The following is a 26,139-nucleotide window of genomic DNA, read 5'->3' on the forward strand; positions in this document are numbered from 1 at the left end:
AGCGATTTTTTTCATGGGATTGCTAGCCTTTCTATAAAATATTCCTTTATAGTGTGCGTCGATCACAGAAAATTATTAAACGTTTTATAGTTAAAGATAAAAATAATAAAGGTGTCACTTGGTTTCATTAAAAAGAAGAATCCATTTTGAAAATGGACTCTTCTCTATATGATTCCTTTATGACAAAGATATTGTTTTCGTTGCCACGGTTTGTTGAAAGGCTTGGTCATGCTCCACAAAAATCATTGTAGGATTAAAACTTTGAATAAGCTCTTCAATCTGCATGCGCGAATAAATATCAATAAAATTTAAGGGTTCATCCCAAATATAGAGATGTGCTTTTTCACACAAACTTTTGGCAATCAACAGCTTTTTCTTTTGCCCACCTGAATAATGTGAGATGTCTTTATCAAATTGAATCCGCTCAAAGTCCATCTTCCGCAGAATAGATTTAAATAACGTCTCATCTATAGCATGCTCTTCAATAAAATCCGATAACGATCCCTTCAAATGAGCAGTATCCTGTTGAACATAGGAGATAATAAGGCCAGCAGCTAAATGTATAGAGCCTGTATGCTGTATAGGCTTGCCAAGAAGCAGCTGTAGGATACTACTTTTTCCGCTTCCATTTTTGCCATCGAGAACAATACGATCACCTTGCGTCACTTTGAAGCTAATAGGCTGATTCACAAAGTTGTCATCATACTGAATTGATACATCCGTTACAACAACCATGTCTTTTGATGGAAATGCTAATGGTTGTACTTTTAAAGATTCCGTTTTTTCAACATTTTTTAGCAGTTTTGATTTTTCATCAATCGCTTTTTGCTGCCTAGATTCCAAGTTCTTTGCTCGCTTCATCATCTTGGCTGCTTTATGTCCAACAAAGCCTTTATCCAGCTTAGAACCCGAATTCGTAGTTCCATTTTTGGAAGCCTCCACTTGATTAGACCAACCTACCGAACGCTTGGAAGACTGCGTTAAACGGTCAATATCTTTTTGCAGACGTTGATTAGTTGCTTCTTCATGTTCCTGCTGTCGATCAAAATTTAACTTCCAAGTTGAGTAGTTACCACTTTGAACATCAATATTGGCTCTATTGATCGATAAAATATGATCAACACAGCCATCTAAAAAGGCTCTGTCATGCGAAATTAAAATAAATTCTTTTTTCTTGCGTAGATAATTAGAGACCGTCTTTCGTGCATCCGTATCGAGATGATTGGTTGGCTCATCAATTAATAGAAACTGTCCCTCTGTTAAAAAGAGCGCTGCAAGCAACACCTTTGTTTGCTCTCCATTAGATAATGTTTGAAAAGGGCGATACATGACCTCAGCATCGACATCTAGATAGGCTATTTCACGAATATATTCCCAATCTTCTGCCAGAGGGCAAATTTCTTCAAAAATTTCGTACGTATATTTATTTGGGTCTGAAACAGGATAGGGGAAATAAGTAAATTCTACTGAAGAAATGATGTTCCCACTATACTCATAATTCCCTAATAGCAAATCAAAAAATGTTGTCTTCCCACGACCATTCCTACCGATAAATCCAAGTTTCCAATCTGTATCAATCTGAAAGTTGACACCCTCAAAAATATAATCAAAGCTGCTTGGGTAAGAAAACGTTAAGTCTTGTACTTGTATCATTGACATGATAATTCCTCCTTTGTATAGCAAATCATTTTTCTTTTATACAAAGTCGGTACATCCATCTATGCTAAATTTCTCCGTATAAGTTGATGGATGCTAACGACTTATACGGAGCATCACATGCGTCACAATAGGTTCAGAATCGCTCATTTTTTTCTCTCCTTTATTAGGTAGATGAAAGATACAGAATAAACTATGAGAGCAAGAAAAAATCCCCCCAATTGGATATTGGAAGGATTAGTCTCTCACTGAATAAACTTTATTTGCCAATGACATCATGACAAATAAACGCAAACTGATTGTTAAAAATGGATAGACTAATCCTATATTTTGTCGTTTGAAGTGATTCATTTCAAATAAAAATATAGATTAGTTCATCATTGTCCATTCATCAGTCCTCTCATAATTGTATTTTTATAGTAACAAATTTTTTTATGGAATACAATGTAGCCTTATCTTCTTAAACCAAACCCTACAATAATTATAGAAATAATTTAGATAATCGTATAAAAATTATTTCTACTATTCTGAAAGATATGTTATAGTAGGAGCATAATTGAATAATGTGTAAGAATTGGTGCCAAATGAAGGTTTGGCTTAAAAGGGAAGTCGGTGCAAATCCGACGCTGTCCCGCAACTGTTATTCGGAGCAAATCACAAAGGCCACTGGGAAACCGGGAAGGCTGTGAGGCGTGTTGATGAGAAGCCAGGAGACCTGCCAATTTCTAGTACACACCAAATACCTACGTGGAAATAGGTGGTGAAAAGTGACCAAATCGGCACTGTGCGATAACAAATGATTTATGCGAAAGTAGATACTTTTTTCGTATTGTTTTAGCATTAAAAATTTCAACTAGCAGCCATTCTCCTCCTTGGAAAATGGCTTTTTATTTTTTTCTGAAAAGGAGATATAAAAATGACCTATACAAGCACACTCATTGGTTACCCGTATATCGGGGAAGATCGCGAATGGAAAAAAGCATTAGAAGCATTTTGGCGCAACGAGCTTTCTGAAGAGGATTTTGAGGATAGTTTAAAAAAAATCCGTTTAGCTAGAATTGACAAGCAGCTACAGCTTGGCATCGACATGGTGACAGTTGGCGATTTTACGTATTACGATAGAATGTTAGATACAGCATTAATGTTTGGTCTCATCCCAAAACGCTTTAACTGGCAGGGAGGGAAAGTAGATTTATCTACCTACTACAGCGTAGCAAGAGGGAATAAAACAGCTGTAGCTAGTGAGATGACAAAATGGTTTAATACAAACTATCACTATATTGTTCCTGAATACGAGGGACAGGCCTTGAAACTAACAGAAAATAAAGTGTTGGCCGATTTCTTAGAGGCGAAAGAAACGTACGGTATTATTGCAAAGCCAACATTGATTGGTCCCTATACATTCTGCAAGTTAACAAAAGGCTATAGCAAATTCACACAGGTTGAATACTTATTAGCTCTAATACCGCTCTATACGCAAGTATTAAAAGAATTAGTAGAGGCAGGTGCAAATTGGATTCAACTAGAAGAGCCATCACTTGTCACAACCCTTGATCCAGCAGACATCAAGCTTGTGCAAGAGATTTACGACCAGTTAGCCGTTGCGGTTCCAGAAGCGAAAATCATGCTGCAAACTTATTTTGAAGCATTATGCAGCTATGAAACATTGATTACATTGCCTGTAGAAGGATTTGGCCTAGACTTTGTTCATGGCTATAAAGGAAATATGGCGTCACTTCGTCAATATGGTTTCCCTCAGGACAAAGTATTGGCAGTCGGGGTTGTTAATGGACGTGATATTTGGCGTTCCAACTTAGCGGAGGTCAATGCTACAATTCAGGCAATTGAACATTTAAGTAATGCAGCAGAGCTATGGATTCAACCATCCAGCAATCTACAACATGTACCGATCACAACTGCTCTTGAAAATGAGATTGACCCTGTTCTGAAGCATGCTTTAGCCTTCGCAGATGAAAAGATTGTAGAAATCACGGAGCTAACTAAATGTAGACGAGATACAGAGGGTATCTTACAGCATAATTTTTCTGAAAGTATGAAGGCAATTGAGGCTCTAAAAAACCATCCAATCCGTCAAAACAAGTTGATCCATCAAGCAGTTCAAACTGTGACAACGCAAGATTTTGAACGACATAGTGAATTTGCTCAGCGTCAAAAGATGCAGCAGCAAGCGTTAGCGTTACCGCTATTCCCAACAACAACAATCGGAAGCTTCCCACAATCTGATGAGGTGAAAAGGAATCGTAATGCTTGGCGTAAAAAACAATTATCGAATGAAGCCTACGAGGCATTTATAGAGCAGGAAACAAAACGCTGGATTACGATACAAGAGGAACTAGATATCGATGTACTCGTTCACGGTGAATTTGAGCGTACAGACATGGTCGAATACTTTGGTGAAAAGCTGACTGGCTTTGCCTTTACAAAAAAAGCATGGGTCGTTTCCTATGGCTCACGCTGTGTTAAGCCACCGATCATTTATGGAGATGTAGCGTGGTCTTCAGCAATAACTGTAAAAGAGTCAGCCTATGCTCAAAGCTTAACAAAGCGCTTTGTAAAAGGTATGCTGACAGGACCAGTGACGATATTAAATTGGTCCTTTGTACGAGACGATCTGTCACGTAAAGATGTCGCTTATCAAATTGCATTAGCACTTCGCAAAGAGGTTGAGGCACTCGAAAACGCAGGTATTTCAATTATTCAAGTGGATGAGCCAGCTCTAAGAGAAGGTTTACCGCTACGAAAAGAAGAATGGGGAGCTTACTTAGAATGGGCTGTTAATTCCTTTAAGCTGGCTACAGCTAGTGTCAAAGATGAAACACAAATCCATACACATATGTGCTACTGCGAATTTAACGATTTCATCGAACCGATTAGTGCACTTGATGCAGACGTGATTTCCATTGAAACATCAAGAAGTCACGGGGAGCTCATTACATCACTGCAAGGGCAACCTTATCAAAAGGGCATTGGCTTAGGCGTTTATGATATTCATAGTCCTCGTGTGCCAAGCAATGAAGAAATGCTAACTATTATGAGAGATAGTTTACAGGTGTTAGATCCCCATCAATTTTGGGTGAACCCAGATTGTGGTTTAAAAACAAGAAAAGAAACTGAAACTGTTGCAGCTTTGGCTAATATGGTTGCTGCAACGAAAACATTACGCCAGGAAGTACAACAATCTATCTCGAGATAACGACATCATTTTATAAATCTACTACAACTACTACATCTTCTCTCCGAAATACAACAAAGACCAGGAAAAAATGGACCTGGTCTTTTGTTGTTTCATTCTTTTAAGATTTTTATTATATTCAGAAAATAAAATTGACGTGAACAATCGAGCATGTTATGTTTATAACGAATTTCATAGCGATCATTACAAGTTTGAGTGAAAAAGACTTTCATTCAATTAAAAGGAAAATGGGTGTAAATCCCATGCTGTCCCGCAGCTGTAAATGAGGAGTTTTGTTTCAAATACCACTAAGTGATTACTTGGGAAGGTGAAGCAAAATCATGATTCATGAGCCAGAATGCCTGCTTGTAAGGAGATTCATTGATGATCTACGAAAGATAGGGAGATGGATGGAGGCTTACTCATTGTAAGTTTTTCTGTCCTTATTCTTTTTTAGAATAAGGTTTTTTTTAGTTTGATTCAGCAAATGTTTTTGTAGTAGCACATACAGAAGACTTCTTTTTCTATAGAAGAAGATAAATAGTCAATGGCTGTTTAAATGCCCTCTGAACGTCAAAAAGCACCACGTCCTGTGGCAATGTCGGTGTGCCTAAAGCCTCTAGCGGATATCACAAACTTTGAAAAGGTGTCAGCACAATGCAAATCAACTTCTACTCGTTAGCTCGAAAAATTTGAACGCATTGTTGATACCTTCTTTCCATCTATCTATAACTAGATTCATTTGTACCACGAATAGAGATAGGAGACAGAAAATGAGATTGACTAAGTATGTACTTCCCTTCATCCTTGTGTTAACTTTCAGCTTACTTGCTGGTTGTACAAGCACAGATCAAGAAAAGGGAGAGACAGGAACACAGCAAACAAATGAAAAAATGATAACAATTGGGTGGCCATTAGATGTCGGCCCATTGAACCCCCATACATATTTACCCAATCAAATGACCGCACAAGCGATGGTCTATGAATCCTTGGTGGAATACAACGACGATGGAACTGTTAGTCCAAAGCTAGCAGAAAGCTGGGACATATCAGAAGATAAAACGACTTATACTTTTCATTTAAGAAAAGGTGTTAAGTATTCAGACGGAACTGCGTTTAATGCAGATAATGTGATTCGTAATTTCAATGCAGTATTAGCGGATCGGGAAATGCATTCTTGGATGGGTATGGTCAACCATATGAAAGAGGTTGTGAAAGTGGATGATTTTACAATTCGCTTGCAATTAGATGAACCTTATTATCCTGTCTTAAACGAGCTTGCCTTTGTAAGACCATTCCGTTTTTTAGGGGCTAATGGATTTCCAGCCGGAGATGCGACACAAGATTCGATCAAGGCACCTATTGGAACAGGTCCATGGGTATTAACCGAGTACAAAAAAGATGAATATGCTTTATTTAGTCGCAACGAAAACTATTGGGGAGAAAAGCCTCTCGTAAAACAAATTAAAGTTAAAATTATCCCAGATTCAGAATCGATTTCATTAGCATTTGAAAACGAGGAATTAGATTTAATTTATGGTCGTGGCATCATTAGTTTAGATAACTATACGTATTTAAAAGATAGCAGTAAATACAAAACCGCTACCTCTGAGCCTTTGTCTACGAAAGCGTTACTCTTCAATACTCAGTCGGGTCCGTTAGCCGAATTAAAGGTTCGTCAGGCCATTCAATATGCTATCAATAAGGAACAAATGGTTGACAGTATTACACATGGTACAGAAAAAGTGGCTAACACATTATTTTGGGATGCCATTCCTTATGCCAATATAGAGTTAGCGCCAATCTTATATAATCCTGAAAAAGCGCAGCAACTACTAGATGAGGCAGGGTGGACGTTACAGAAGGGCGAAAAAATTCGTTCGAAAAACGGGCAACCATTATCATTAGATTTAATCTACATCGCAACAGATGCAATCCAAAAGCCAATGGCGGAATTAATGCAAGGTGAACTAGCAAAAATAGGGGTACAGTTGAATTTAGAAGGTGCAGATGTGATGGTCGGTCTTCAAAAATTAATGGATGATCAGGTGGATATTAATTTCTGGCGTACAAACGGACCACCAACCGACCCACATAGCTTTGCAAATGAGTCAGCTACGCCAAATGCTAGTGGTGTTTATGAGGCAAAATTAGGCTTACCTAACGCCACAGACATCGATACGAAAATCCATCAATTATTAGTGGGAACAGATGAAGAGGAACGAGTGCAGCTTTACACGGATATTTTATCCATATTCCATGATCAAGCACTTTTCTATCCTATCTCTTACGAAACAAATAATGTAATTTATCAACCATATATGAAGGATTTTGCTCCACGTGCATCTGAATATGATATTCCCTATGCACAAATGGATAAAGAGTAATAAAAAAGAGAGAGTATGTCTTGCAAAGACAGCTCTCTCTTTATCATAGGAGTGAGTAGGAAGTGACAGCATGTATGAATCGACATGGATGTTTTGTTTAAAAAGAATTTTGACTTTGCCGTTTGTCTTACTAGGAGTTTCCATCCTAACCTTTGTATTTATTCGTTTTGTACCGATAGAGCCTGCTGAGGTCATCCTACGATTGGCAAGAGTTGCTCCAACCGAGGAAGCTGTTCAGGCATTACGCGAAGAACTAGGGACGGACAAACCTTTCGTTCTTCAATATTTGCTATGGGGAAAAGGCGTTTTACAGCTAGATTTTGGTACATCCTTTGTGAGTAAATTACCAGTAGCACATGAGCTATTCGCGAAATTACCTGCAACAATTGAATTAGCTCTTGCCGCATTTGTCCTCATTTTAGTATTCAGTATACCATTAGGGATTATGAGTGCATTGTCTAAGTATGCCATCATCGATAAAATCATTAGATTCTTTAGCATATTGAGCGTATCCATTCCAACATTTTGGTTAGGTTTCCTACTGCTCTATCTATTTAGCTTAAAATTAGGGCTCTTTCCGACAAACGGAAAGGGCACACTCGCTCATTTAGTTTTACCAGCCTTCGCACTGGCATTGCCAACCATTGGTCTGTTCATCCAGTTTATTCGTTCCACTATCCAGGAAGAATTACAGCAGCAATATGTTCAATATGCGCAGCTAAGAGGATTAAAAAATTCTGTAATCCTCAAACGTCATGTGTTACGAAATGCTGCCATACCTTTGACTTCCTTATTAGGTATGACGCTCGGTAGTTTACTAGGTGGAGCTGTAATTGTGGAGCAAGTTTTTAGTTGGCCAGGACTCGGTAGGTATTTAATCGAATCCATTACGAACAGGGATTACCCCGTTGTACAATGCTATGTATTGATTATTGCTGTGATCTATGTGTTGACCAATCTATGCACAGATGTATTGCATCGTCTATTGGACCCTCATCTGATGATGAAGGACAGGAGAGATTGACATGAAGCGATTACGAAAAAGAAGAGATCCTATTCTAGGGTTATTTAGCTTATCCCTCCTTGTAATCATTGTCTTACTGGGATTGTTTGCACCCATTTTAATGCCACATGATCCGTTAGCTGTCGATATAACTAAGAAATTTTTAGCCCCTTCCTGGGATTACCCATTCGGTACAGATCACTTAGGAAGATGCGTCTTTTCTCGCATGCTTTTAGGTATTCGCTATTCATTAGGATCCGCACTCTTCATTCAAGTCGTTGCTATTGTTTTAGCTGTCCTACTTGGTGCCTTTGTAGCGTTGAAAAGAGGTATAATCGATGTGGTATTTATTCGAATATGTGATGTTTTATTAGCTTTTCCGACACTGGTACTTGCATTTGGACTTTTAGGTGTATTAGGCCCTAGCTTAAAAAATGTTTTAATAGCCCTTATTTTTACACAGCTTATTTATTACTCCAGAATGGTTCGAAGTTTATGTATTGGGATGAATGAAAAAGACTTTATTCAAGCTGCTAGGATTACTGGCACTACAGGCATTAAATTAATCATTCGCCATTATATCCCTAACATACTACCAGCTATTGTCACGATTGTGGCGTTAGATATCGGGAAAGTCATTTTAGAAATCGCTGGCTTTTCCTTTATAGGTCTGGGCGTGCAGTCGCCGATTCCAGAATGGGGCATGATGGTAAATGAAGGGAAACAATATATCCGTCAGCATCCCGATTTAATGCTTTATCCTGGGCTTGCCATTGTCCTAGTGGTGTTATTCTTTAATCATTTAGCCAATCGTTTAAAGAAGTTTGATTCGTGAAGGGGGAAGTTATGGAGAAGGTTTTAGAAGTGAAAGATTTAAACGTCAAAATTGGGGAGAAAAATGTATTATCCACTATCAATCTGACAGCCTATAAAGGGCGTGTCTTAGGAATCATAGGAGAAAGTGGTAGTGGCAAGACCATGCTTTGCCATGCCATCATGCAAACATTACCATCTATCGCACAGGTGACACAAGGGGAGGTTCTTTATCAGCAGGAAAATTTAATGAATGTTTCAGCTACTCAATTAAGAGCATATCGTGGGCGGCATCTTTCGATGATTTTGCAAAATCCATCCGCTGCCTTCGATCGTATCCAAACGATTGAAGGCCATTTCAGAGAAACATTAAAGGCACACTTTAAGCTGACCAAAAAAGAAATGAGACAAATAGCTCTTGATGCCTTACATAAAGTGCATTTACCAAATCCAGAGCAGCTTTTACATTATTATCCTTTTCAGTTGAGTGGTGGCATGCTACAGCGAGTGATGATTGCCTTATCATTGGCGCTACAAGCCTCCCTCTATATTGCTGATGAACCAACGACAGCTCTTGATACGATCAATCAAAAACAAGTATTAACACTATTTGATCGTATTCGCGTAGAAACAGAAGCTGCCATACTTCTTGTTACACATGATTTAGGTGTTATTGCTGAACTAGCTGACGATGTGGCTGTTATGTATCAAGGAAAAATCATTGAGCAAACGAATGTCTATGATTTCTTTGATGCACCTCAGCATGCCTATACAAAGAAACTATTACAAGCAAGAATGCTATTTTAGAGGTGAAAAAATGACGCTGCTAGACGTGAAAAATATTGATATGCATTACGCTCAAAGACCATTTCTATTCCAGCGTAAGCAGGAAGTTCCCGTATTACAGAAGGTGTCATTCTCACTTCAGGAGGGGGAATGTCTAGGAATAGTCGGTCAAAGTGGTTCAGGAAAAAGCACATTAGGTCGTATCATTTTAGGAATCGAACGACCAACAAACGGGGAGTTACTCTTTCAAGGTGTCAATTTATACGAAGCACCAAGCAAGCATAAAAAAAGAATACGTAGAGATTTACAGGCAGTTTTTCAAAATAGCTATCATTCATTTAATCCGAAGCAGACGATTTTTGAAATACTCGAAGAACCGTTTCTGAATTTTGAGCATTTTAGCAAAACAGAGCGACAACATAAAGTAAGGGAATTACTAGACTGTGTAGAGTTAGAGAGGGCAATGGCTCAAAACTATCCTTCGCAGCTTAGTGGGGGGCAACAGCAACGAGTCAACATCGCTAGAGCTCTTGCGCTAAAGCCAAAATTAATTGTCTTAGATGAAGCGATTAGCAGTCTTGATATGATTTTACAAAAAAAGATTATACAATTACTACAAACACTTCAAAAAGAGCGACAGCTTGCTTACATTTTCATTTCGCATGATTTACAGGCAACACGTTTTATGTCAGACCGTATCCTTGTCATGCAGCATGGTCGGCTAGTGGAGGAGATTGGCAAGGATGGAGCATATGAGCATCCTGCTTCACAACAATTATATCATGCTATTTTGCCTTCACACCCGCGAGAAAGAAAACATAAAACGAAATGATCATAATATAGAAAACACGTATACAATGGTCATGGAGGTATGGGCTGGTAATGATAGAGGCCAGTTGGATTACCTCATTTGCTCCAAACATTAGTAAGAGTCATCTATTAAAGAAACGCCATTTTGCATTAGAATGGTGTTTTTCTTTTTATTAATAATATTAATCAGGTAATTAACTTTATTGATATTTTCATTGAATAAATTAATTTTATTATTTACTTTTTTAAATTATTTGGTATATAATCAATTTAACTTAAAGGAAGGAGTTCACTATGGCTTATCAAGTAATCACAAATTGTCCTGTCTGCAGTAAAACATTGAAAATTACGAAGTTACAGTGTTCTCATTGTCAAACGACGATTGAAAATGAGTTTGAATTGTCGAAGCTAGCATCCTTACCACAGGATCAGCTTCATTTTGTGGAAGTATTTTTAACATGTCGAGGGAATATTAAGGAAGTAGAAAAGGAACTGGGCATTTCGTACCCAACTGTGCGAGGCAAGCTAAATGACATTATCTCATCCCTTGGCTATGTCCAAAAGAAGAAAAATGAAGTAGACGAGAAAAAAATTGTAAGCATGTTGGAAAATGGCGAAATCACAACTGATGAGGCCATAAAGCTCTTAAAAGACGAATAGGGAGGAATGCTACATGAAAGAGGAAATTACTAAAGTGTTAACCATGATTCAAGAGGGAAAAATTGATGCTGATAAAGGGTCAGAGCTGATTCAAGTGTTACAAGAGAAAGAGGAGTCAGGTAATAAATTTCTGGAAAAAACGAAGTATTTAGATAAAACGTTAAAGGTTCGTGTGGTGTCCACTGAAAATGATAATGTCACTGTGAATTTGCCTATAAAACTTGTCAAGGCTGTGTTAATGGCTGGACACAGTATCGCTGCGAGTATTCCGCAATCGGAAAAATACGTGAAAGATATCGATATCAATCTTCTTCTTGAAGCCATCGAAAATGAATTAGATGGACAAATTGTGGACATAAAATCGGCAAACGGAGATACCGTTTCAGTTTTCATTGAGTAGAGGCGACTTATGATGCATGTAAAAGTGAAAGCAAAAGACGTTCGCTTTACCGTTCCTGTTCCATATGCTGTGCTAACCATTGTTCTTTCCATTTTGACTTCAAAATGGATTCAGCAAAGTGTCAACAAATGGACAAAGGCATACTTCGACAGAAAAAAAATCGACTTTTCCTTTCCATTCATTGACAAAGAAATGCTCAAGCCTATTATCAAGGAACTACAAAATTATAAAGGGCTCGTGCTAGTAGATGTCAAGGCACAAGACGGTACAGAGGTTAAGGTTAGACTGTAATAGCCTAATAGTTAAGATGAGAGCATGTTTTCATAAAAAGCATGCTCTTTGTTATTTAAAGAGAATCCTTTGCAAAAGAACTATCTAAATTCCACAATTTGTCCTCTAGATTGTCTAAGCGTGTTTTTGTTCTTTTCTCAAGATAATCTGGTAGCTCATTTTTACTGAAATAGGTAAGATTCAAACTCTCACCATCCCTCATCTCTAGTATACCACTGACATTTTTCGCACTATAAAGATGAATAACTGTATAGATTTCATCCCCATTTGGATATTGAAAATAATAATCTGGCCCTGAAAAAACACCAATCAAGTCCAATTCATTCGCTACCAGTCCTGTTTCTTCATGAAGTTCACGAGTAGCAGTTTCTTCTAGCGTTTCATTCAGTTCCATTGAGCCACCAGGTAATCCCCAATCCAACGTATCTTAACGATGTTGAAAGAGAATTTTCTTGTCATCGTTGACACAAGAATTGTCGCCCCGATACTGATAATCGGTCTACTGCCGATGTATTTCCTTAATTCTAAAATATAGCCCATATTGGCTCCTCCTCTATATTATAAAAAAACTATTCGCCTTTCTTATTATAAAGACCTCTATTTTACTTATAACCCTTGAAAATGGATTTATTGGTATAGATGAACAATCTTTTTTTGTACAAAATAATGCTCAAAAATGCAGAATAGTCAATCAAAAATGAAAAATAGCTTTTTATAATCAGTCTTTTCTGAATTTTACCTATATTGATTGTTTTGAAAACTCTATGTTAAGGTAAATAGACAAATTGAATATGCTAAATTTTGGTGGTTCAAATGGAGTCCATTCCATTTGATTAAAAGGGAAGTTGGTGAGAGTCCAACACTGTCCCGCAACTGTATTTAGGAGCTCGATAACAAGGCCACTGTTTTGTTTGTCAAAATGGGAAGGTGTTATTGAAGTGTTGATTATAAGTCAGGAGACCTGCCACAAAATAAGCATCAATTGACCTACGAGGATAGGGAGGTGTTAGCTACTGCATGATTTTTGTGAATTCCTGTAAATTCACTGTTATTTGGTCTGTCATGCTTTTGTAGATTAACAACTTCTAAAAAGGGGTAGAAGTTGTTTTTTTGTTGTTCTTTCGTGTTGGAATGGTAACGCTTACAAGAATAATTAAACAAAGGGGCTGTCATTGAATGGAGTTAACTTATTCACCAGGTCTTGATGGGGTCATTGCTGCTGAAACAAAATTATCTTTTTTAGACACTGTAGGAAGTCAAATTGTTATTCGAGGCTACGACTTGATTGAATTATCACAAAGATATTCGTATTTAGACATTGTCTACTTGCTACTGCATGGCGAAATTCCTACTGCCGAGCAACAGGCTGACTTACAGGACAAATTAAAAGCACATTATCAGGTTCCGCAAGAGATCTTCCAAATCTTCAAGCTCTTGCCTAATGAAACACATGCGATGGATGGACTGAGAACTGGAATTTCTGTTTTAGCAGGCTTTGATCAGCACATCAATGATCGTTCTACTGAAATGAACTTGACGCGAGCTTATAGACTTTTAGGCGGTATGCCTAACATCGTAGCCAATAGCTATCGTGTCTTAAACGGACAAGATGTTGTGGAGCCAGATAGTCAGCTTTCCTATAGCGCCAATTTTTATTACATGATTACTGGTAGAAAACCAACGGCGTTAGAAGAAGAAATTTTTGATCAGTCTCTCGTTTTATATAGTGAGCATGAGATGCCAAATTCAACGTTTACGGCTCGTGTTATTGCCTCTACACAATCTGATTTGTACGGTGCTTTAACTGGAGCTGTCGCATCATTGAAAGGAAATTTACATGGAGGGGCCAACGAGGCAGTCATGTACATGCTTCTAGAAGCCAAAACAGTAGCAGGCTTTGAAGCCTTGCTGAAAAATAAACTGCAAAATAAAGAAAAGATTATGGGCTTTGGTCACCGTGTTTATATGAAAAAGATGGACCCAAGAGCACAAATTATGAAAGAGGCATTGCATAAATTATGTTTGGCACAAGGGGATGATCGCTTATATCACATGTGTGAAGCTGGTGAGAAGGTGATGGCACAAGAAAAGAGCTTGTACCCAAATTTAGATTATTATGCAGCACCAGTATACTACATGCTTGGCTTGCCAATTGAAATCTATACACCTATCTTTTTTGGCTCACGAACAATTGGCTTATGTGCTCACGTCATTGAGCAGCATGACAATAACCGATTATTTAGACCTCGTGTCCATTATATTGGCGAGCGTCATAACCTTGAAGAATTGTCGGTATAATCAAGTTTTAACAACTCGCCATAGAGCTGATGGGCATTCTGACCAATGCCTATCAGCATACTAGTATATCAAATTCATGCCTTGAAAGGAAGATATAGATGATTAAAACAAATGACATATCTAAGACAGATCAATTACTTACAGATATTGCGGATTACGTAGTAAATACAACTATTACAAGTGAAGAAGCATACGAAACGGCACGCTATGTATTATTAGATACATTAGGGTGTGGCATTTTGGCCTTACAATATCCTGAATGCACGAAACTTCTTGGCCCAGTAGTACCAGGCACAGTCGTTCCCAATGGTACACGAGTTCCAGGCACTTCCTATGTTCTTGATCCTGTAAAAGGTGCCTTTAATATCGGTTGTATGATTCGTTGGCTGGATTACAACGACACTTGGCTTGCGGCTGAATGGGGACATCCTTCCGATAATTTAGGGGGCATATTAGCTGTGGCTGATTATTTGAGTCGCGTGCGTGTTGCTGAAGGGAAAGAGCCACTTAAAATGAAAGACGTATTAGAAATGATGATACAGGCCCATGAAATACAAGGTATTCTCGCATTAGAAAATAGCTTAAATCGTGTTGGGTTAGACCATGTACTGTTTGTCAAAATTGCGACAACAGCTGTTGTGACAAAGGCATTAGGTGGCACTCGTCAGGAAATTGTCAACGCCTTATCAAATGCTTGGATTGATAATTCGAGCCTACGAACATATCGCCATGCACCGAATACGGGTTCTAGAAAATCATGGGCTGCTGGTGATGCAACAAGCAGGGCAGTACACTTAGCCATGATGGCTGTGAAAGGCGAAATGGGCTATGCAACGGCCTTATCTGCACCTGGCTGGGGCTTCCAAGATGTTCTCTTTAATAAGCAAGAATTAAAGCTTGCTAGACCACTAGCATCTTATGTGATGGAAAATGTTCTATTTAAAGTTTCTTATCCAGCTGAATTCCATGCACAAACAGCTGCCGAATGTGCCGTTCATTTACACAATGAAGTGAAAAATCGTTTACAGGACATTGAACGCATTCAAATTACGACCCATGAATCCGCTATACGAATTATCGATAAGGAAGGACCTCTTAATAACCCAGCTGATCGTGATCACTGTCTTCAATACATTACAGCAATAGGGCTTATCTATGGTGATATTACAGCAGACCACTATGAAGATGAAGTGGCTGCAGATCCACGTATCGATAATTTAAGAAATAAAATGGTGGTTGTGGAAAAACCCCAATATACAATTGATTACCTAGATCCTGAGAAACGTTCGATTGCCAATGCTGTTCAAGTTTATTACAAAGATGGCACATCATCTGAGCTTATTGAATGTGAATATCCTTTAGGACACCGTTTCCGTCGTGAGGAAGCATTCCCTCAAATCATCGATAAGTTCCAGCAAAACATTAGCACCCATTATTCTCAAAAACAACACAGCAAGATTAATGAAGTTTGTGCTGATCAAGCACTTCTTGAAAATAGTGCTGTTCATGAATTCGTTAATTTATTTGTTTAACTTCTTTCAGGAAATTAAAGCCTCTGGCGAATGTCACGAATCGGGAAGGAGTTAATAAAGGATGTTAGCCTAAAATCCTCCCATCCTTGAGATAACGGCTAACTGACCTGCATCACAGCCGCTTTCGGACGTAAATATGCCGAGGCATCATTGATTATTAGGAGGTTTTTATAGATGGCGTGGATTGTAAATGAAGCAATAGCACAAAAACAATTGGCTGAACAATTTCGAACACTCATTACTCGTTCAACGATTTTACAAATCCCAGGAGCTCATGATGCAATGGCTGGCTTAATGGCTAAAAAAGTTGGCTTTGAGGCATTATATCTTTCTGGCGCTGCCTACACTGCCAGTAGAGGCTTACCTGATTTAGGCATGATTTATTCAAATGAAGTTGCACAGCGTGCGAGCGAAATTATTCGTGCGACTAATTTACCGTTGCTAGTGGATATCGATACTGGCTTTGGTGGTGTCTTAAATGTTGCCCGCACAGCTCGTGAAATGGTAGAGGCTGGAGTAGCTGCTGTACAGCTAGAGGATCAAAATCTTCCCAAAAAATGTGGTCATTTGAATGGGAAAACACTCGTTGCTCAAGAGGAAATGATACAAAAAATAAAAATGATTAAACAAATAGCTCCTACGTTAGTAATTGTTGCCCGCACGGATGCAAGGTCTGTAGAAGGTTTAGAGCAGGCTATTTTAAGAGCTAAAGCTTATGTAGCAGCTGGGGCAGATGCCATTTTTCCAGAGGCTCTCCAAACAGAAAAAGAATTTAAACATTTTGCCAGTGAGCTAGATGCTCCGTTATTAGCCAATATGACTGAATTTGGACAAACACCGTATTATACAGCTAAGGAATTTGAAAAGATGGGCTATTCGATGGTTATATATCCCGTTACATCGATGAGAGTAGCAGCCAAAGCCTATGAGCAAGTGTTTGGCTTAATAAAAAAGACAGGGACTCAAAAAGAAGCTATTGAGGATATGCAAACAAGAAGTGAATTATATGAAACCATTTCCTATTACAAATTTGAAGATTTAGATAGTGAGCTGGCGAAAACCATCTTACCTAAAGAGGAAATAAAGTAGGAGAAAAGTTTACTTTTCTCCTCTTTCTTTCAAGGAGGACTAGCATGGATACATTAGAAAACAAAATGACCATTTTTACACCTGAGGACTTTCAGGAGGAGGAAGGGCTCATAGCAAAAACCGCAGAGCTGTTCATCAAACAAGATGTCGCTACTAATATGGCAGCTATTGAGCAGCATCAATATGACATCACTCGTCGGTTATTTCAAAAAGCTGGTGATCTTGGTTTACTAGCCATCGAAATACCCGAGGCCTATGGAGGGCTAGAACTTAATAAAAAAATTTCCGGGTTAGTTGCAGAAAGGATGGGCTATGGCAGCTCATTCAGTGTATCTTACAATATTCACGCAGGAGTCGGCACATTGCCCTATGTCTATTTTGGCGATGCGTCCCAAAAGCTGAAATACCTACCAAAGCTAGCTTCAGGTGAATGGATTGGCGCTTACGCTCTGACGGAGCCAGACGCAGGCTCAGATGCACTACATCCCAAAACAAATGCCATTTTAAACGAGGACGGCTCTGCATGGGTAATAAATGGTGAAAAGCAATGGATTACCAATGCACAGCTAGCAAATCTCTTTGTTGTTTTTGCGAAAACGAGTGAAGGCATGACTGCATTCATTGTAGAACGTACATTTAGCGGTGTATCTATTGGACAAGAAGAGGAGAAAATGGGCATTAAAGGCTCCTCGACTGCTACGCTTATTTTACAGGATGTTGTCGTGCCGAGGGAAAATGTTCTTGGCGAGGTTGGAAAAGGCCATAAAGTAGCGATGAATATATTGAACATGGCACGCTTAAAGCTAGCTTTCTCCAACATCGGCACTTCCAAACAGGCACTTCAGTTAGCTGTAACGTATGGTAGGGAACGGAAGCAATTTCACCAGCCAATCGTTCATTTTACCATGATACAGGAAAAACTTGCGGATATGGCAACCTCCATCTATGGGGCGGAAAGTGCTGCATACAGGACAGCAGGAGAAATAGATGATGCGATGGAAGTTACGGATAAAGAGTCAATGGTTCAAAAAATAGCTGATTTCGCTCTGGAATGCGCACTCAATAAAGTCAATTGCTCAGAAGTGCTTGGGAAAATTGTAGATGAAGCTGTACAAATCCATGGTGGCTATGGCTATATGCAAGACTACGAGGTTGAACGCTTATATCGTGACGCTAGAATTAGCCGTATTTTTGAAGGAACAAATGAAATCAACCGTTTAACAATGGCGAAGCTACTATATAAGAAGTATTCACAAGCAACATCTACCGAAAATGCTCCAGTAGCATATCAACCAGCAGAAAAGAATCAGCAATACATCCGTCTTGCCAAGTACTTAATGCAAATAGCCATCGCTGTCATTGCTGACGCACAGATTCAATTGGAGCAAGAGCAGGAATATATGCGTCTGCTAGCTGATATAGCAAAAGATATTTATGTTATGGAAGCTTCTTTACTGCGGACGGAAAAGAACGCATGTGACAATATGAAGCATTTGATGACAGATATTCTTTGTCAGGAAGGCTATCGTAAAATAGAAAAAAGGACAATCGACATTATTTGTGCTGCTGAAACAAATGAACAAAAGCGAAAAACAAGGTTAGATCATATTCAGCGCTTAAACATCCCACTCCATCAGAATCTCTTTATGAAAAAGCGAGAGATTGCAAGAGGGATCATCAACAATCCAAAATCGATCAGTTCATTATCATAAACAGGAGGGAAAAATCATGGTTGATACATTTGCCAATGTTAGTAAAGAAGATTCCATCACGCTTATTCATTTAAATCATCCACCAGCAAATACGTTGTCATCAGCTTCTATTGAACATCTTCGTGTCATTTTTAAAGAATTAGCTGAGGATGAAGAGACGAGAGCCATCATTGTGACCGGCTCTGGACGATTTTTTGCTGCGGGAGCAGATATAAAGGAATTTGTTGCTGCCTTTGGGCAACAGGATAGAGCATTACAAATGGCTGAAGCAGGCCAAGCGCTATGTGATGAAATTGAAGCCATGAAAAAGCCTGTTATTGCTGCTATTAATGGGCCAGCCCTTGGAGGAGGACTAGAGCTAGCGTTAGGCTGTCATTTCAGGATTGCTTCAAGTAATGCCATTGTTGGTTTACCAGAATTAAAGCTTGGCTTACTGCCGACATTCGGAGGCACTCAACGACTGAGCAGAATAACAACGCAAGCAAAGGCTCTACAATTAATTTTAACAAGCAAGCAATTAAGTGCTGATGAAGCACTACAACTAGGTATTATTCAAGTGGTGACGGAGCCAGATGAGCTTCTGCCAACTGCCAAAGCCCTTGCTCAGTCTTTTGTTGAGGGCAAAAGTATGACAAGTGTATCCCGTACAATTGAATGTATAATTCAAGGTGGGAAGGATCATCTCCAAAAAGGGCTGGAATTAGAACGAACACGCTTTGCTGAGTTATTTTTAACAGCGGATGCTAGAGAAGGCGTTCAAGCATTTATTGACAAAAGACAGCCCAACTTTAAACATTTGTAAGGGAGGAAACTACTATGACAAATGAAGTAATATTTTCCGTCAGTGAGGGTGGCGCAGCAAGCATTACGCTGAATCGTCCTCAAGCTTTAAACTCACTTTCTATAGAAATGCTAAAGCCCATTGGTGAGAAACTAAAGGAATGGCAGGCGAATGATCAAATACACTTGATAATTCTAAGAGGTGCTGGCGAAAAGGGCTTTTGTGCTGGGGGTGATATTAAAACACTCTATAAAGCTCGCTCCAGTCAGGAAGCTTTCCAAAATGCCGAAATCTTTTTTGAGGAAGAATATCACATAGATAGGGCAATCTATCACTACCCAAAGCCTATCATTGCTTGCCTTGATGGCATTGTCATGGGAGGTGGGGTTGGTTTAACGTATGGGGCTAGCCACCGAATTGTGACAGAGCGAACAAAATGGGCTATGCCAGAAATGAATATTGGCTTCTTTCCTGATGTTGGAGCTGCCTATTTTCTAAATAAAGCGCCTGGCTATGTAGGATATTACTTAGCTTTAACAGCTTCGATCATCCAAGCTGCAGATGTTCTCTTTGCTAATGGTGCAGATAGCTATATGACGAGCGATCATTTACACGCATTCCTCACACGCATTGAACAAACGAACTGGCATACAGTGGAAACTAGCACAGCTCTAAAGCAATTAATAGAGGACTATTCAAGTACACCAACAGCAAACAGTGAGCTTGCCAGCCTTCAAAATGAAATCGATCAACATTTCTCAAAACATACAGTGGAGAAGATAGTCGAATCCTTAGACAATGACCCAAGCAAATTTGCACAAGAAACAAAGCAGTTGCTTCTATCTAAATCTCCATCATCCTTAAAAATTACATTAAAGCAGCTGATAGATGCTCAACATAAAACGGTAGAAGAATGCTTTGCGACTGATTTAATCTTGGCAAAAAACTTTTTAAATCATGAGGATTTCTATGAAGGGGTTAGGTCTGTCGTCATTGATAAGGATCGAAATCCTCAGTATATCTATCAAACATTCGCTGATTTTACAGATGATATACTTGAAAAATTCTTTCAAGACAGTAGTGAAACCGTAAAGAAGTAAGAACAATGACATCTTCGCTCAATAAATGCTGAAACCATCTACTTGTTAAGAGGTAGGTGGTTTCTTAAGTGTTGTTCTGTAGATTTTCATAGGGTTTTGTCAGAGAACGTAGAATGATATGTTATACTATAAAAAACGGAATAAAAGGATAAAGGTACAAATTCAATAGAATTTGTTTAAAAGGGAAGAACGGTGAAAAGCCGTCGCTGTCCCGCAACTGTAATTGGGAGCACATTTTAAAAACCACTGTTATGTATGTAATGGGAAGGGAAAAATGTGTGATGATCATAAGCCAGGAGACCTGCCTTTATCTAGTACAGCCAAAACCTACGCGGATAGGGGGTGTTGAGTGTGACGAATTACCTTCATCATACTCATAGTGCGACAACCAAAAAAAGAGTCTCTATTCAATATAGACGACTTATTTTATATTGGTTGAAGAACTATGAAGTATGTCAGTCATAGCTAGCATCTTACCATTAGGGCAAGATGTTTTTTTTATGAATAAATAGGGGTGAACAAGATGACATCACATTCAATTTCATTTTATATAAATCAGTTAAAGCAGCAAATTATGAACAACCTTTCTGGTGAGCATATTAGGCCATTACAGCTTTATATTAGGAAGTTAATAGAAGAAAACCCAAATGATTATACATCTATTAATGATGCCTATTTAACGATCAAGCATGAATTAGTCGAGACATGTCATGATAGTAGATAAAAAATCTGAAGTGAAGTGAATAATTAAATGGAATGCAAAATGAACAAATCTGAAGACATAATGGACAACATAGATATGAATCAAAAAGTTTTATATAGAAAATTGGATCATTTTGAAATGGAAAGAGGCTTGGTATTAGAAAGTTTAGACATTTTTCTAAGATGGAATCAACAAACACAATACCTTTCTGAAGACAAGCTTCAAAAGCTTTGGATGAAACTGGTAAGGAAGTATAAATTCTCTCTCGATGAATGGGAAAGAACTGCTGGTCATACAAATATCCATGCTTATCTAGTGAAGGAGCAAGGACATGGGTTACAAAAGTTGATGCGCTTTTACAAAGATCGCCACGGCATAAAATGGTTGGAAAATGCATTTCATTATGGAATGTCATTACTCATTGAAGTTGGAAAAATGCCTGGATTAGAAATGTTTTTCCTAACAAATTTAATATGTTACAGATGGGAAAAGGATTATTTAGAGGATGCAGATGTTCAACAGTTTTTTTGTCATTCAATAAATGGTAAAGTGAAGGAGGTCTATGAAAGTTTCAGGGCTTTCGATCAAGAACAGAATCTGTTAACCGCAACTACTCTCTATAAACTTTTATCAAAATATAATCCTCATTTTCAAGTGAATTCGGCAGCAACGCCTGAATTTTATAAGGAATTGTCCTTATTTGTCGAAATCGAGTAATCCATACGTTCGACATGTCAAACAGTCTATTATTCTTTAGAATATAGGCTGTTTCTATGTGAAATACGCTATTATATTTAATGCTCATAGATCCGTAGTAACAGAAAATCTCGTACATAGTTTAGATACACAATGAATTAAGATATAAATAATAGATGGAGAAATTCCTTCGAAAGTTATGATTAAAAATAATGAATAATCAAAAAATAAAGAAGTTTAGAATCTAGATTTACTTTTTATATGAAGGATGGTACACTTAAAACTATTGAACAACAACTATATATTGTGTTCGTTTTATATAGGTGCTACTATATGTAGTTTAAAAGGGAAGTTCGGCACAATTCCGACGCTGTCCCCGCAACTGTGAAGCTGACAATGATTACAACCACTGTGCATTCGCATGGGAAGGGAATCAGAGGATGAAGCAAAGCCAGGAGACCTGCCTCTATAAAACAATTAATCATTTCTTCGGGGATTAAGAAATGGGAACGTCAGTATTTTTGGTATGGTAACGTTTCCATTTAGCTATCTCTCTAGAGGAGATAGCTTTTTATTATATGAAAAGAGGGATTTCTATGAAACTTTATACGAAAACAATCTGTCCAAAATGCCTTTGGGTAAAATCTGAATTACAACGTGCAGGACTTGAGGCAGAAATCGTCAACATTGATCACGATGAACAAGCTAAACAAACAATAATCGATGCAGGTTTTTTAAGTGTGCCTGTTTTAGAAATGAATAATACATTTATAGGAGATGTTAAGGACATAGTTTCTCATATTGAGATGATTGTTCTATGATCGTTTACGCAAGTCGTACAGGAAATGTCCGGAATATTGTTTCCAAATTAAGGGCAGAGTCTGTTGAGCTCTCTGAGGAATTACAATTGAATAAGCCTTATCTTTTAATTACTTATACTGATGGCTTAGGCGATATCCCTGCAAAAGTGGAACGTTTTTTAGAAAAAAACAGAGATTTTTGTAAAGGTGTAGTTGCCAGTGGGAATAGTAACTTTGGGCACAACGCATTTGGGGCTGCTGGCGAGAAAATCGCTGCTACCTATCATGTACCCTTAGTAAGAAAATTAGATTTACGAGGCAATCAAACAGATTATGAAGCCATACAAACGTTTTATGAAACGAGGGTAATAAGATGAAAACCTATTTAAAGCTAAATAATGACGTACTGAATCGTTATAGTTCAACTGGGCTACTTGAATTAGAAAAGGATCGTGAAGCTACACGCCGCTACTTTTTAGAGTATGTCAACGTGCGTTTACGTTACTTTATTGATATTGAAGAAAAAATCCGTTATTTAGTTGATGAGGGCTACTACGAGAAAGCATTTATCGACATGTATGAAATGGAATTTATTAAGAAGTTGTACAAAAAAGCATATGATTATAATTTCCGCTTCCCATCCTTTATGAGTGCAAGTAAATTTTACGATAGCTATGCTATGAAAAGCCGTGATGGAGAAGAGATTTTAGAAAAATATGAGGACCGTATTGTCATTATCGCCTTGTATTTAGCACAAGGGAATACGGTGCTAGCAGAACGTTCTGTCGAGGCAATGATGGAAGCTTATCAGCCTGCTACACCAACAGCATTAAATAGTGGTAAAAAAGCACGTGGTGAATTAGTGAGCTGCTTTAAATTATCGATGGATGATTCCATGAATAGTATTGCTGAAAATATTGGTTATTGCTTAGAGCTATCAAGACTTGGCGGTGGGGTTGGAGTTAACTTAACTGATTTACGCCCTTTAGGTGACCCTATTAAAGAGATTCTAAATCGTGCCAGTGGTGTCATCCCAGTTGCTAAACTGTTAGAAAATTCTTTCAGTTATTCCAATCAACTAGGGCAGCGAAATGGCTCTGGTGTTGTCTATTTAAATATTTTCCATGCAGACATTGAAAATTTTATTTCATCTAAAAAACCGAATGCCGATGATAAAATTCGCCTCGCAACATTATCAACAGGAATAATTATACCAAGTATTTTCTTCGAACTTATGAAACGTGATAAAGATATTGTCTTGTTCAGCCCATATGATATTTTCAAAGAATATGGCAAACGCATGTCTGAGATTTCCATTTCAGATATGTACTATGAGCTACTTGATAACCCTAAAATTCGTAAAATTAAACGTTTGAATGCACGTAGGCTGTATACAGAAGTGAAAAAAGCACAATTTGAATCGGGCTATCCGTTTGAAATTTTTGATGATAATGTCAATGAAGTGCATCCTTTAAAAAACATCGGTCGCGTAAAAATGTCCAATCTATGTACCGAAATCTTGCAAGTTCAAGAAACAAGCATTATTACAGATCAAGATCAACCGAATGACTATGGATTAGATGTATCCTGTAACTTAGGGTCGATTGATATTCATGCAGCAAGTAAGGTCAATGATTTCGAAGCCTTAATCGATACGGCTATGCACCTATTAACAAATGTGTCGCAAATGACGCACATTAAAAATGTACCGTCTGTTGCAAAAGCCAATCAATTAATGCATTCAGTAGGACTTGGTTGTATGAACCTCCACGGCCATCTTGTGACGGAGGGCATTTTATATGGCTCCAAAGAGTCGATTGATTTCATGGATCGTTTTATGGAAGCGATGAACTTTTATTCACTCAAATCATCGATGGAAATGGCTAAAGAAAAAGCTGCAACTTTTTATCGATTTGAGGACAGTGATTACGCATCAGGTAGCTACTTTGACCAATATGTCAATAAAATCGACGAAGAACTATCACCTGTTGTGTTAAAAGCACTTGGCAATATTCCAATCATTACGAAAAACATGTGGGAAACGCTTAAGCAAGATGTGATGCAATATGGTCTATTCCATTCCTATCGTTTGGCTATTGCACCAACTGGCAGTATTTCCTACATACGTAGCTGTACGGCTTCTATTGCGCCATGTACTGAGCGTGTAGAGGTTCGTGACTATGCAGATAGTAGAACGATTTATCCAATGCCTCATTTAACAAATGATAACAGTCATTTATATGTAGAGGCATATGATGTTAATCCGTATGATTTAATTGATTTGTACGCTGCTTCTCAAAAACACGTTGACCAAGGTATTTCCATGACGCTTTATGTAACCGATAATTGGACAACTGAACAATTAGCTAAAGTATACATTTATGCATGGGTAAAGGGCATTAAGTCCGTTTACTATGTTCGTCAACGATTACAAAGCTTAGAGGAGTGTGTAGCATGTCAAATATAATTTACGAGGCGGTCAATTGGAATAAGGCAACGAGTGAACTTGCCCAAATATTTTGGGACCAGCAATGGAAGCAAATTTGGTTTCCTGAGGAAATTGCGGTCAGTAAAGATATCAAACAGTGGAAAAGCTTTGAGCATCAAGACACGTATAAAAAAGTGTTCGCGGGATTAACGTTACTGGATACAGTTCAGACCAATATAGGGATGAATCGTGTGGCCGCTTATACAGACGATTTACAAGAGAAGGCTGTCCTAACCGTTTTTGATGCATTTGAGGCAATCCATGCCAAATCCTATTCTTATATTTTTACAACGCTTTGTACAAACGAAGAAATAGATGAGTTATTTGAATGGGTCAAAAAAAATGAATTTCTACAATATAAGGCCAATAAAATTGCGGATATTTATAATAGTATCGAAGAAAACGATCCAGAAAGCTTATGGAAAGCGATGTTCTCCTCCGTTATGCTCGAATCTTTCCTTTTCTATTCTGGCTTTTTCTACCCGCTGTACTTAGGAGGACAAGGCTTCCTACGAAACAGTGCTGAGATTATTTCACTTATTTTACGCGACGAATCCATCCATGGTGTCGCAGTTGGATTTTTTGCTCAAAATCTATTCAAGCAATTTTCAAAAGAAAAACAAGAAGAGCTAAATTTATGGGGCTATGAGCTATTATTAGATTTATATCAGAATGAAATGAAATATACGGATGATATTTATGCGGAAACAGGATTATCACCTGAAGTGAGAGCCTATGTACGATATAATGCTAATAAAGCCTTAATGAATGTTGGTTTTGAAGCAATGTTTCCAGAAGAAGAAGTCAATCCGATTGTGATGAACGGTATTCGTAATGAAGGCTCCACATACGATTTCTTTTCACAAAAGGGAGCTACCTATGCTAAAGCAAAAGTAGCGCCAATTACAGATGACACATTTAATTTTAATCGTTAGGATGGA

The 26,139-nt window shown here is 38.2% G+C and carries 22 protein-coding genes, 1 pseudogene and 5 riboswitches; of the genes and pseudogenes, 21 read left to right on the forward strand and 2 right to left on the reverse strand.

From position 1 onward, the window contains the following. Positions 1-177 precede the first annotated feature (177 nt). Complete coding sequence (locus tag CRI88_RS12215; protein WP_101966659.1) at positions 178-1,659, reverse strand: Lsa family ABC-F type ribosomal protection protein; 1,482 nt, start codon at positions 1,657-1,659, stop codon at positions 178-180. Between the two features lie 555 nt (positions 1,660-2,214). After that, positions 2,215-2,393, forward strand: a riboswitch (cobalamin riboswitch). A 179-nt stretch (positions 2,394-2,572) separates the two neighbouring features. On the opposite strand from CRI88_RS12215, the gene metE reads away from it, so the two are divergent. The 9 genes from metE to CRI88_RS12260 all read left to right on the forward strand — a co-directional run bounded on the left by metE (position 2,573) and on the right by CRI88_RS12260 (position 11,999). Next, positions 2,573-4,870 (forward strand): 5-methyltetrahydropteroyltriglutamate--homocysteine S-methyltransferase, encoded by a 2,298-nt coding sequence (gene metE, locus CRI88_RS12220; protein WP_101966660.1) that lies wholly within the window; start codon positions 2,573-2,575, stop codon positions 4,868-4,870. Between the two features lie 170 nt (positions 4,871-5,040). After that, positions 5,041-5,233, forward strand: a riboswitch (cobalamin riboswitch). A gap of 389 nt (positions 5,234-5,622) precedes the next feature. Next, positions 5,623-7,236, forward strand: coding sequence for a nickel ABC transporter substrate-binding protein (gene nikA / locus CRI88_RS12225; RefSeq protein ID WP_257982901.1), 1,614 nt, complete (start codon positions 5,623-5,625; stop codon positions 7,234-7,236). Positions 7,237-7,306: 70 nt separating this feature from the next. After that, positions 7,307-8,260: a nickel ABC transporter permease gene (gene nikB / locus CRI88_RS12230; RefSeq protein ID WP_036126343.1), complete on the forward strand. Its 954-nt coding sequence runs from the start codon at positions 7,307-7,309 to the stop codon at positions 8,258-8,260. Between the two features lies 1 nt (position 8,261). Further along, positions 8,262-9,074 (forward strand): ABC transporter permease subunit, encoded by an 813-nt coding sequence (locus CRI88_RS12235; protein WP_036126340.1) that lies wholly within the window; start codon positions 8,262-8,264, stop codon positions 9,072-9,074. Between the two features lie 11 nt (positions 9,075-9,085). Further along, positions 9,086-9,859: an ABC transporter ATP-binding protein gene (locus CRI88_RS12240; protein WP_036126337.1), complete on the forward strand. Its 774-nt coding sequence runs from the start codon at positions 9,086-9,088 to the stop codon at positions 9,857-9,859. A gap of 10 nt (positions 9,860-9,869) precedes the next feature. Beyond that, a complete protein-coding gene (locus tag CRI88_RS12245) occupies positions 9,870-10,670 on the forward strand; it encodes an ABC transporter ATP-binding protein (protein WP_036126334.1) in 801 nt (266 codons plus the stop codon). Positions 10,671-10,942: 272 nt separating this feature from the next. Then, positions 10,943-11,308, forward strand: a complete 366-nt coding sequence (locus CRI88_RS12250) for a DUF2089 domain-containing protein (protein WP_036126332.1) — start codon at positions 10,943-10,945, stop codon at positions 11,306-11,308. 13 nt (positions 11,309-11,321) lie between these two features. Further along, complete coding sequence (locus CRI88_RS12255) at positions 11,322-11,708, forward strand: SHOCT-like domain-containing protein (RefSeq protein WP_036126329.1); 387 nt, start codon at positions 11,322-11,324, stop codon at positions 11,706-11,708. Positions 11,709-11,717: 9 nt separating this feature from the next. After that, positions 11,718-11,999, forward strand: coding sequence for a hypothetical protein (locus CRI88_RS12260; RefSeq protein WP_036126328.1), 282 nt, complete (start codon positions 11,718-11,720; stop codon positions 11,997-11,999). A 55-nt stretch (positions 12,000-12,054) separates the two neighbouring features. Here the strand turns inward: CRI88_RS12260 and CRI88_RS12265 are convergent. Continuing rightward, a pseudogene (locus CRI88_RS12265) lies at positions 12,055-12,539 on the reverse strand (NUDIX hydrolase). A 248-nt stretch (positions 12,540-12,787) separates the two neighbouring features. Continuing rightward, positions 12,788-12,982: riboswitch (cobalamin riboswitch) on the forward strand. A 193-nt stretch (positions 12,983-13,175) separates the two neighbouring features. Here CRI88_RS12265 and mmgD point away from each other — a divergent pair. From mmgD to nrdF, 12 genes are all read left to right on the forward strand, one after another. Beyond that, a complete protein-coding gene (gene mmgD / locus CRI88_RS12270) occupies positions 13,176-14,297 on the forward strand; it encodes a citrate synthase (RefSeq protein ID WP_036126326.1) in 1,122 nt (373 codons plus the stop codon). A 98-nt stretch (positions 14,298-14,395) separates the two neighbouring features. Further along, positions 14,396-15,829, forward strand: a complete 1,434-nt coding sequence (gene prpD / locus CRI88_RS12275) for a 2-methylcitrate dehydratase (RefSeq protein WP_036126323.1) — start codon at positions 14,396-14,398, stop codon at positions 15,827-15,829. Between the two features lie 174 nt (positions 15,830-16,003). Next, positions 16,004-16,918 (forward strand): methylisocitrate lyase, encoded by a 915-nt coding sequence (gene prpB, locus CRI88_RS12280; protein ID WP_036126321.1) that lies wholly within the window; start codon positions 16,004-16,006, stop codon positions 16,916-16,918. Between the two features lie 44 nt (positions 16,919-16,962). Beyond that, complete coding sequence (locus CRI88_RS12285) at positions 16,963-18,630, forward strand: acyl-CoA dehydrogenase family protein (protein WP_036126319.1); 1,668 nt, start codon at positions 16,963-16,965, stop codon at positions 18,628-18,630. A gap of 16 nt (positions 18,631-18,646) precedes the next feature. Beyond that, positions 18,647-19,432, forward strand: coding sequence for an enoyl-CoA hydratase-related protein (locus CRI88_RS12290; RefSeq protein ID WP_036126315.1), 786 nt, complete (start codon positions 18,647-18,649; stop codon positions 19,430-19,432). A 14-nt stretch (positions 19,433-19,446) separates the two neighbouring features. Then, positions 19,447-20,511: an enoyl-CoA hydratase/isomerase family protein gene (locus CRI88_RS12295; protein ID WP_036126313.1), complete on the forward strand. Its 1,065-nt coding sequence runs from the start codon at positions 19,447-19,449 to the stop codon at positions 20,509-20,511. A gap of 135 nt (positions 20,512-20,646) precedes the next feature. Further along, positions 20,647-20,834, forward strand: a riboswitch (cobalamin riboswitch). Positions 20,835-21,034: 200 nt separating this feature from the next. After that, positions 21,035-21,235: a hypothetical protein gene (locus tag CRI88_RS12300; protein ID WP_036126310.1), complete on the forward strand. Its 201-nt coding sequence runs from the start codon at positions 21,035-21,037 to the stop codon at positions 21,233-21,235. A 39-nt stretch (positions 21,236-21,274) separates the two neighbouring features. Then, the gene (locus tag CRI88_RS12305) at positions 21,275-21,931 is read left to right on the forward strand and encodes a hypothetical protein (RefSeq protein WP_180957801.1); all 657 of its coding nucleotides are present in this window, start codon (positions 21,275-21,277) and stop codon (positions 21,929-21,931) included. Between the two features lie 283 nt (positions 21,932-22,214). Continuing rightward, positions 22,215-22,392: riboswitch (cobalamin riboswitch) on the forward strand. 114 nt (positions 22,393-22,506) lie between these two features. Then, positions 22,507-22,731, forward strand: coding sequence for a glutaredoxin family protein (locus CRI88_RS12310; protein WP_036126306.1), 225 nt, complete (start codon positions 22,507-22,509; stop codon positions 22,729-22,731). Further along, complete coding sequence (gene nrdI / locus CRI88_RS12315; RefSeq protein ID WP_036126304.1) at positions 22,728-23,087, forward strand: class Ib ribonucleoside-diphosphate reductase assembly flavoprotein NrdI; 360 nt, start codon at positions 22,728-22,730, stop codon at positions 23,085-23,087. Before CRI88_RS12310 ends, nrdI begins: the two co-directional genes overlap by 4 nt. After that, complete coding sequence (nrdE, locus tag CRI88_RS12320) at positions 23,084-25,177, forward strand: class 1b ribonucleoside-diphosphate reductase subunit alpha (RefSeq protein WP_101966661.1); 2,094 nt, start codon at positions 23,084-23,086, stop codon at positions 25,175-25,177. The genes nrdI and nrdE overlap by 4 nt, the downstream gene beginning before the upstream one ends. Further along, positions 25,165-26,133, forward strand: a complete 969-nt coding sequence (gene nrdF, locus CRI88_RS12325; RefSeq protein WP_036126298.1) for a class 1b ribonucleoside-diphosphate reductase subunit beta — start codon at positions 25,165-25,167, stop codon at positions 26,131-26,133. The genes nrdE and nrdF overlap by 13 nt, the downstream gene beginning before the upstream one ends. Positions 26,134-26,139: the final 6 nt, after the last annotated feature.

This window comes from Lysinibacillus fusiformis (assembly GCF_002845985.1).
Lineage (GTDB): Bacteria > Bacillota > Bacilli > Bacillales_A > Planococcaceae > Lysinibacillus > Lysinibacillus fusiformis_D.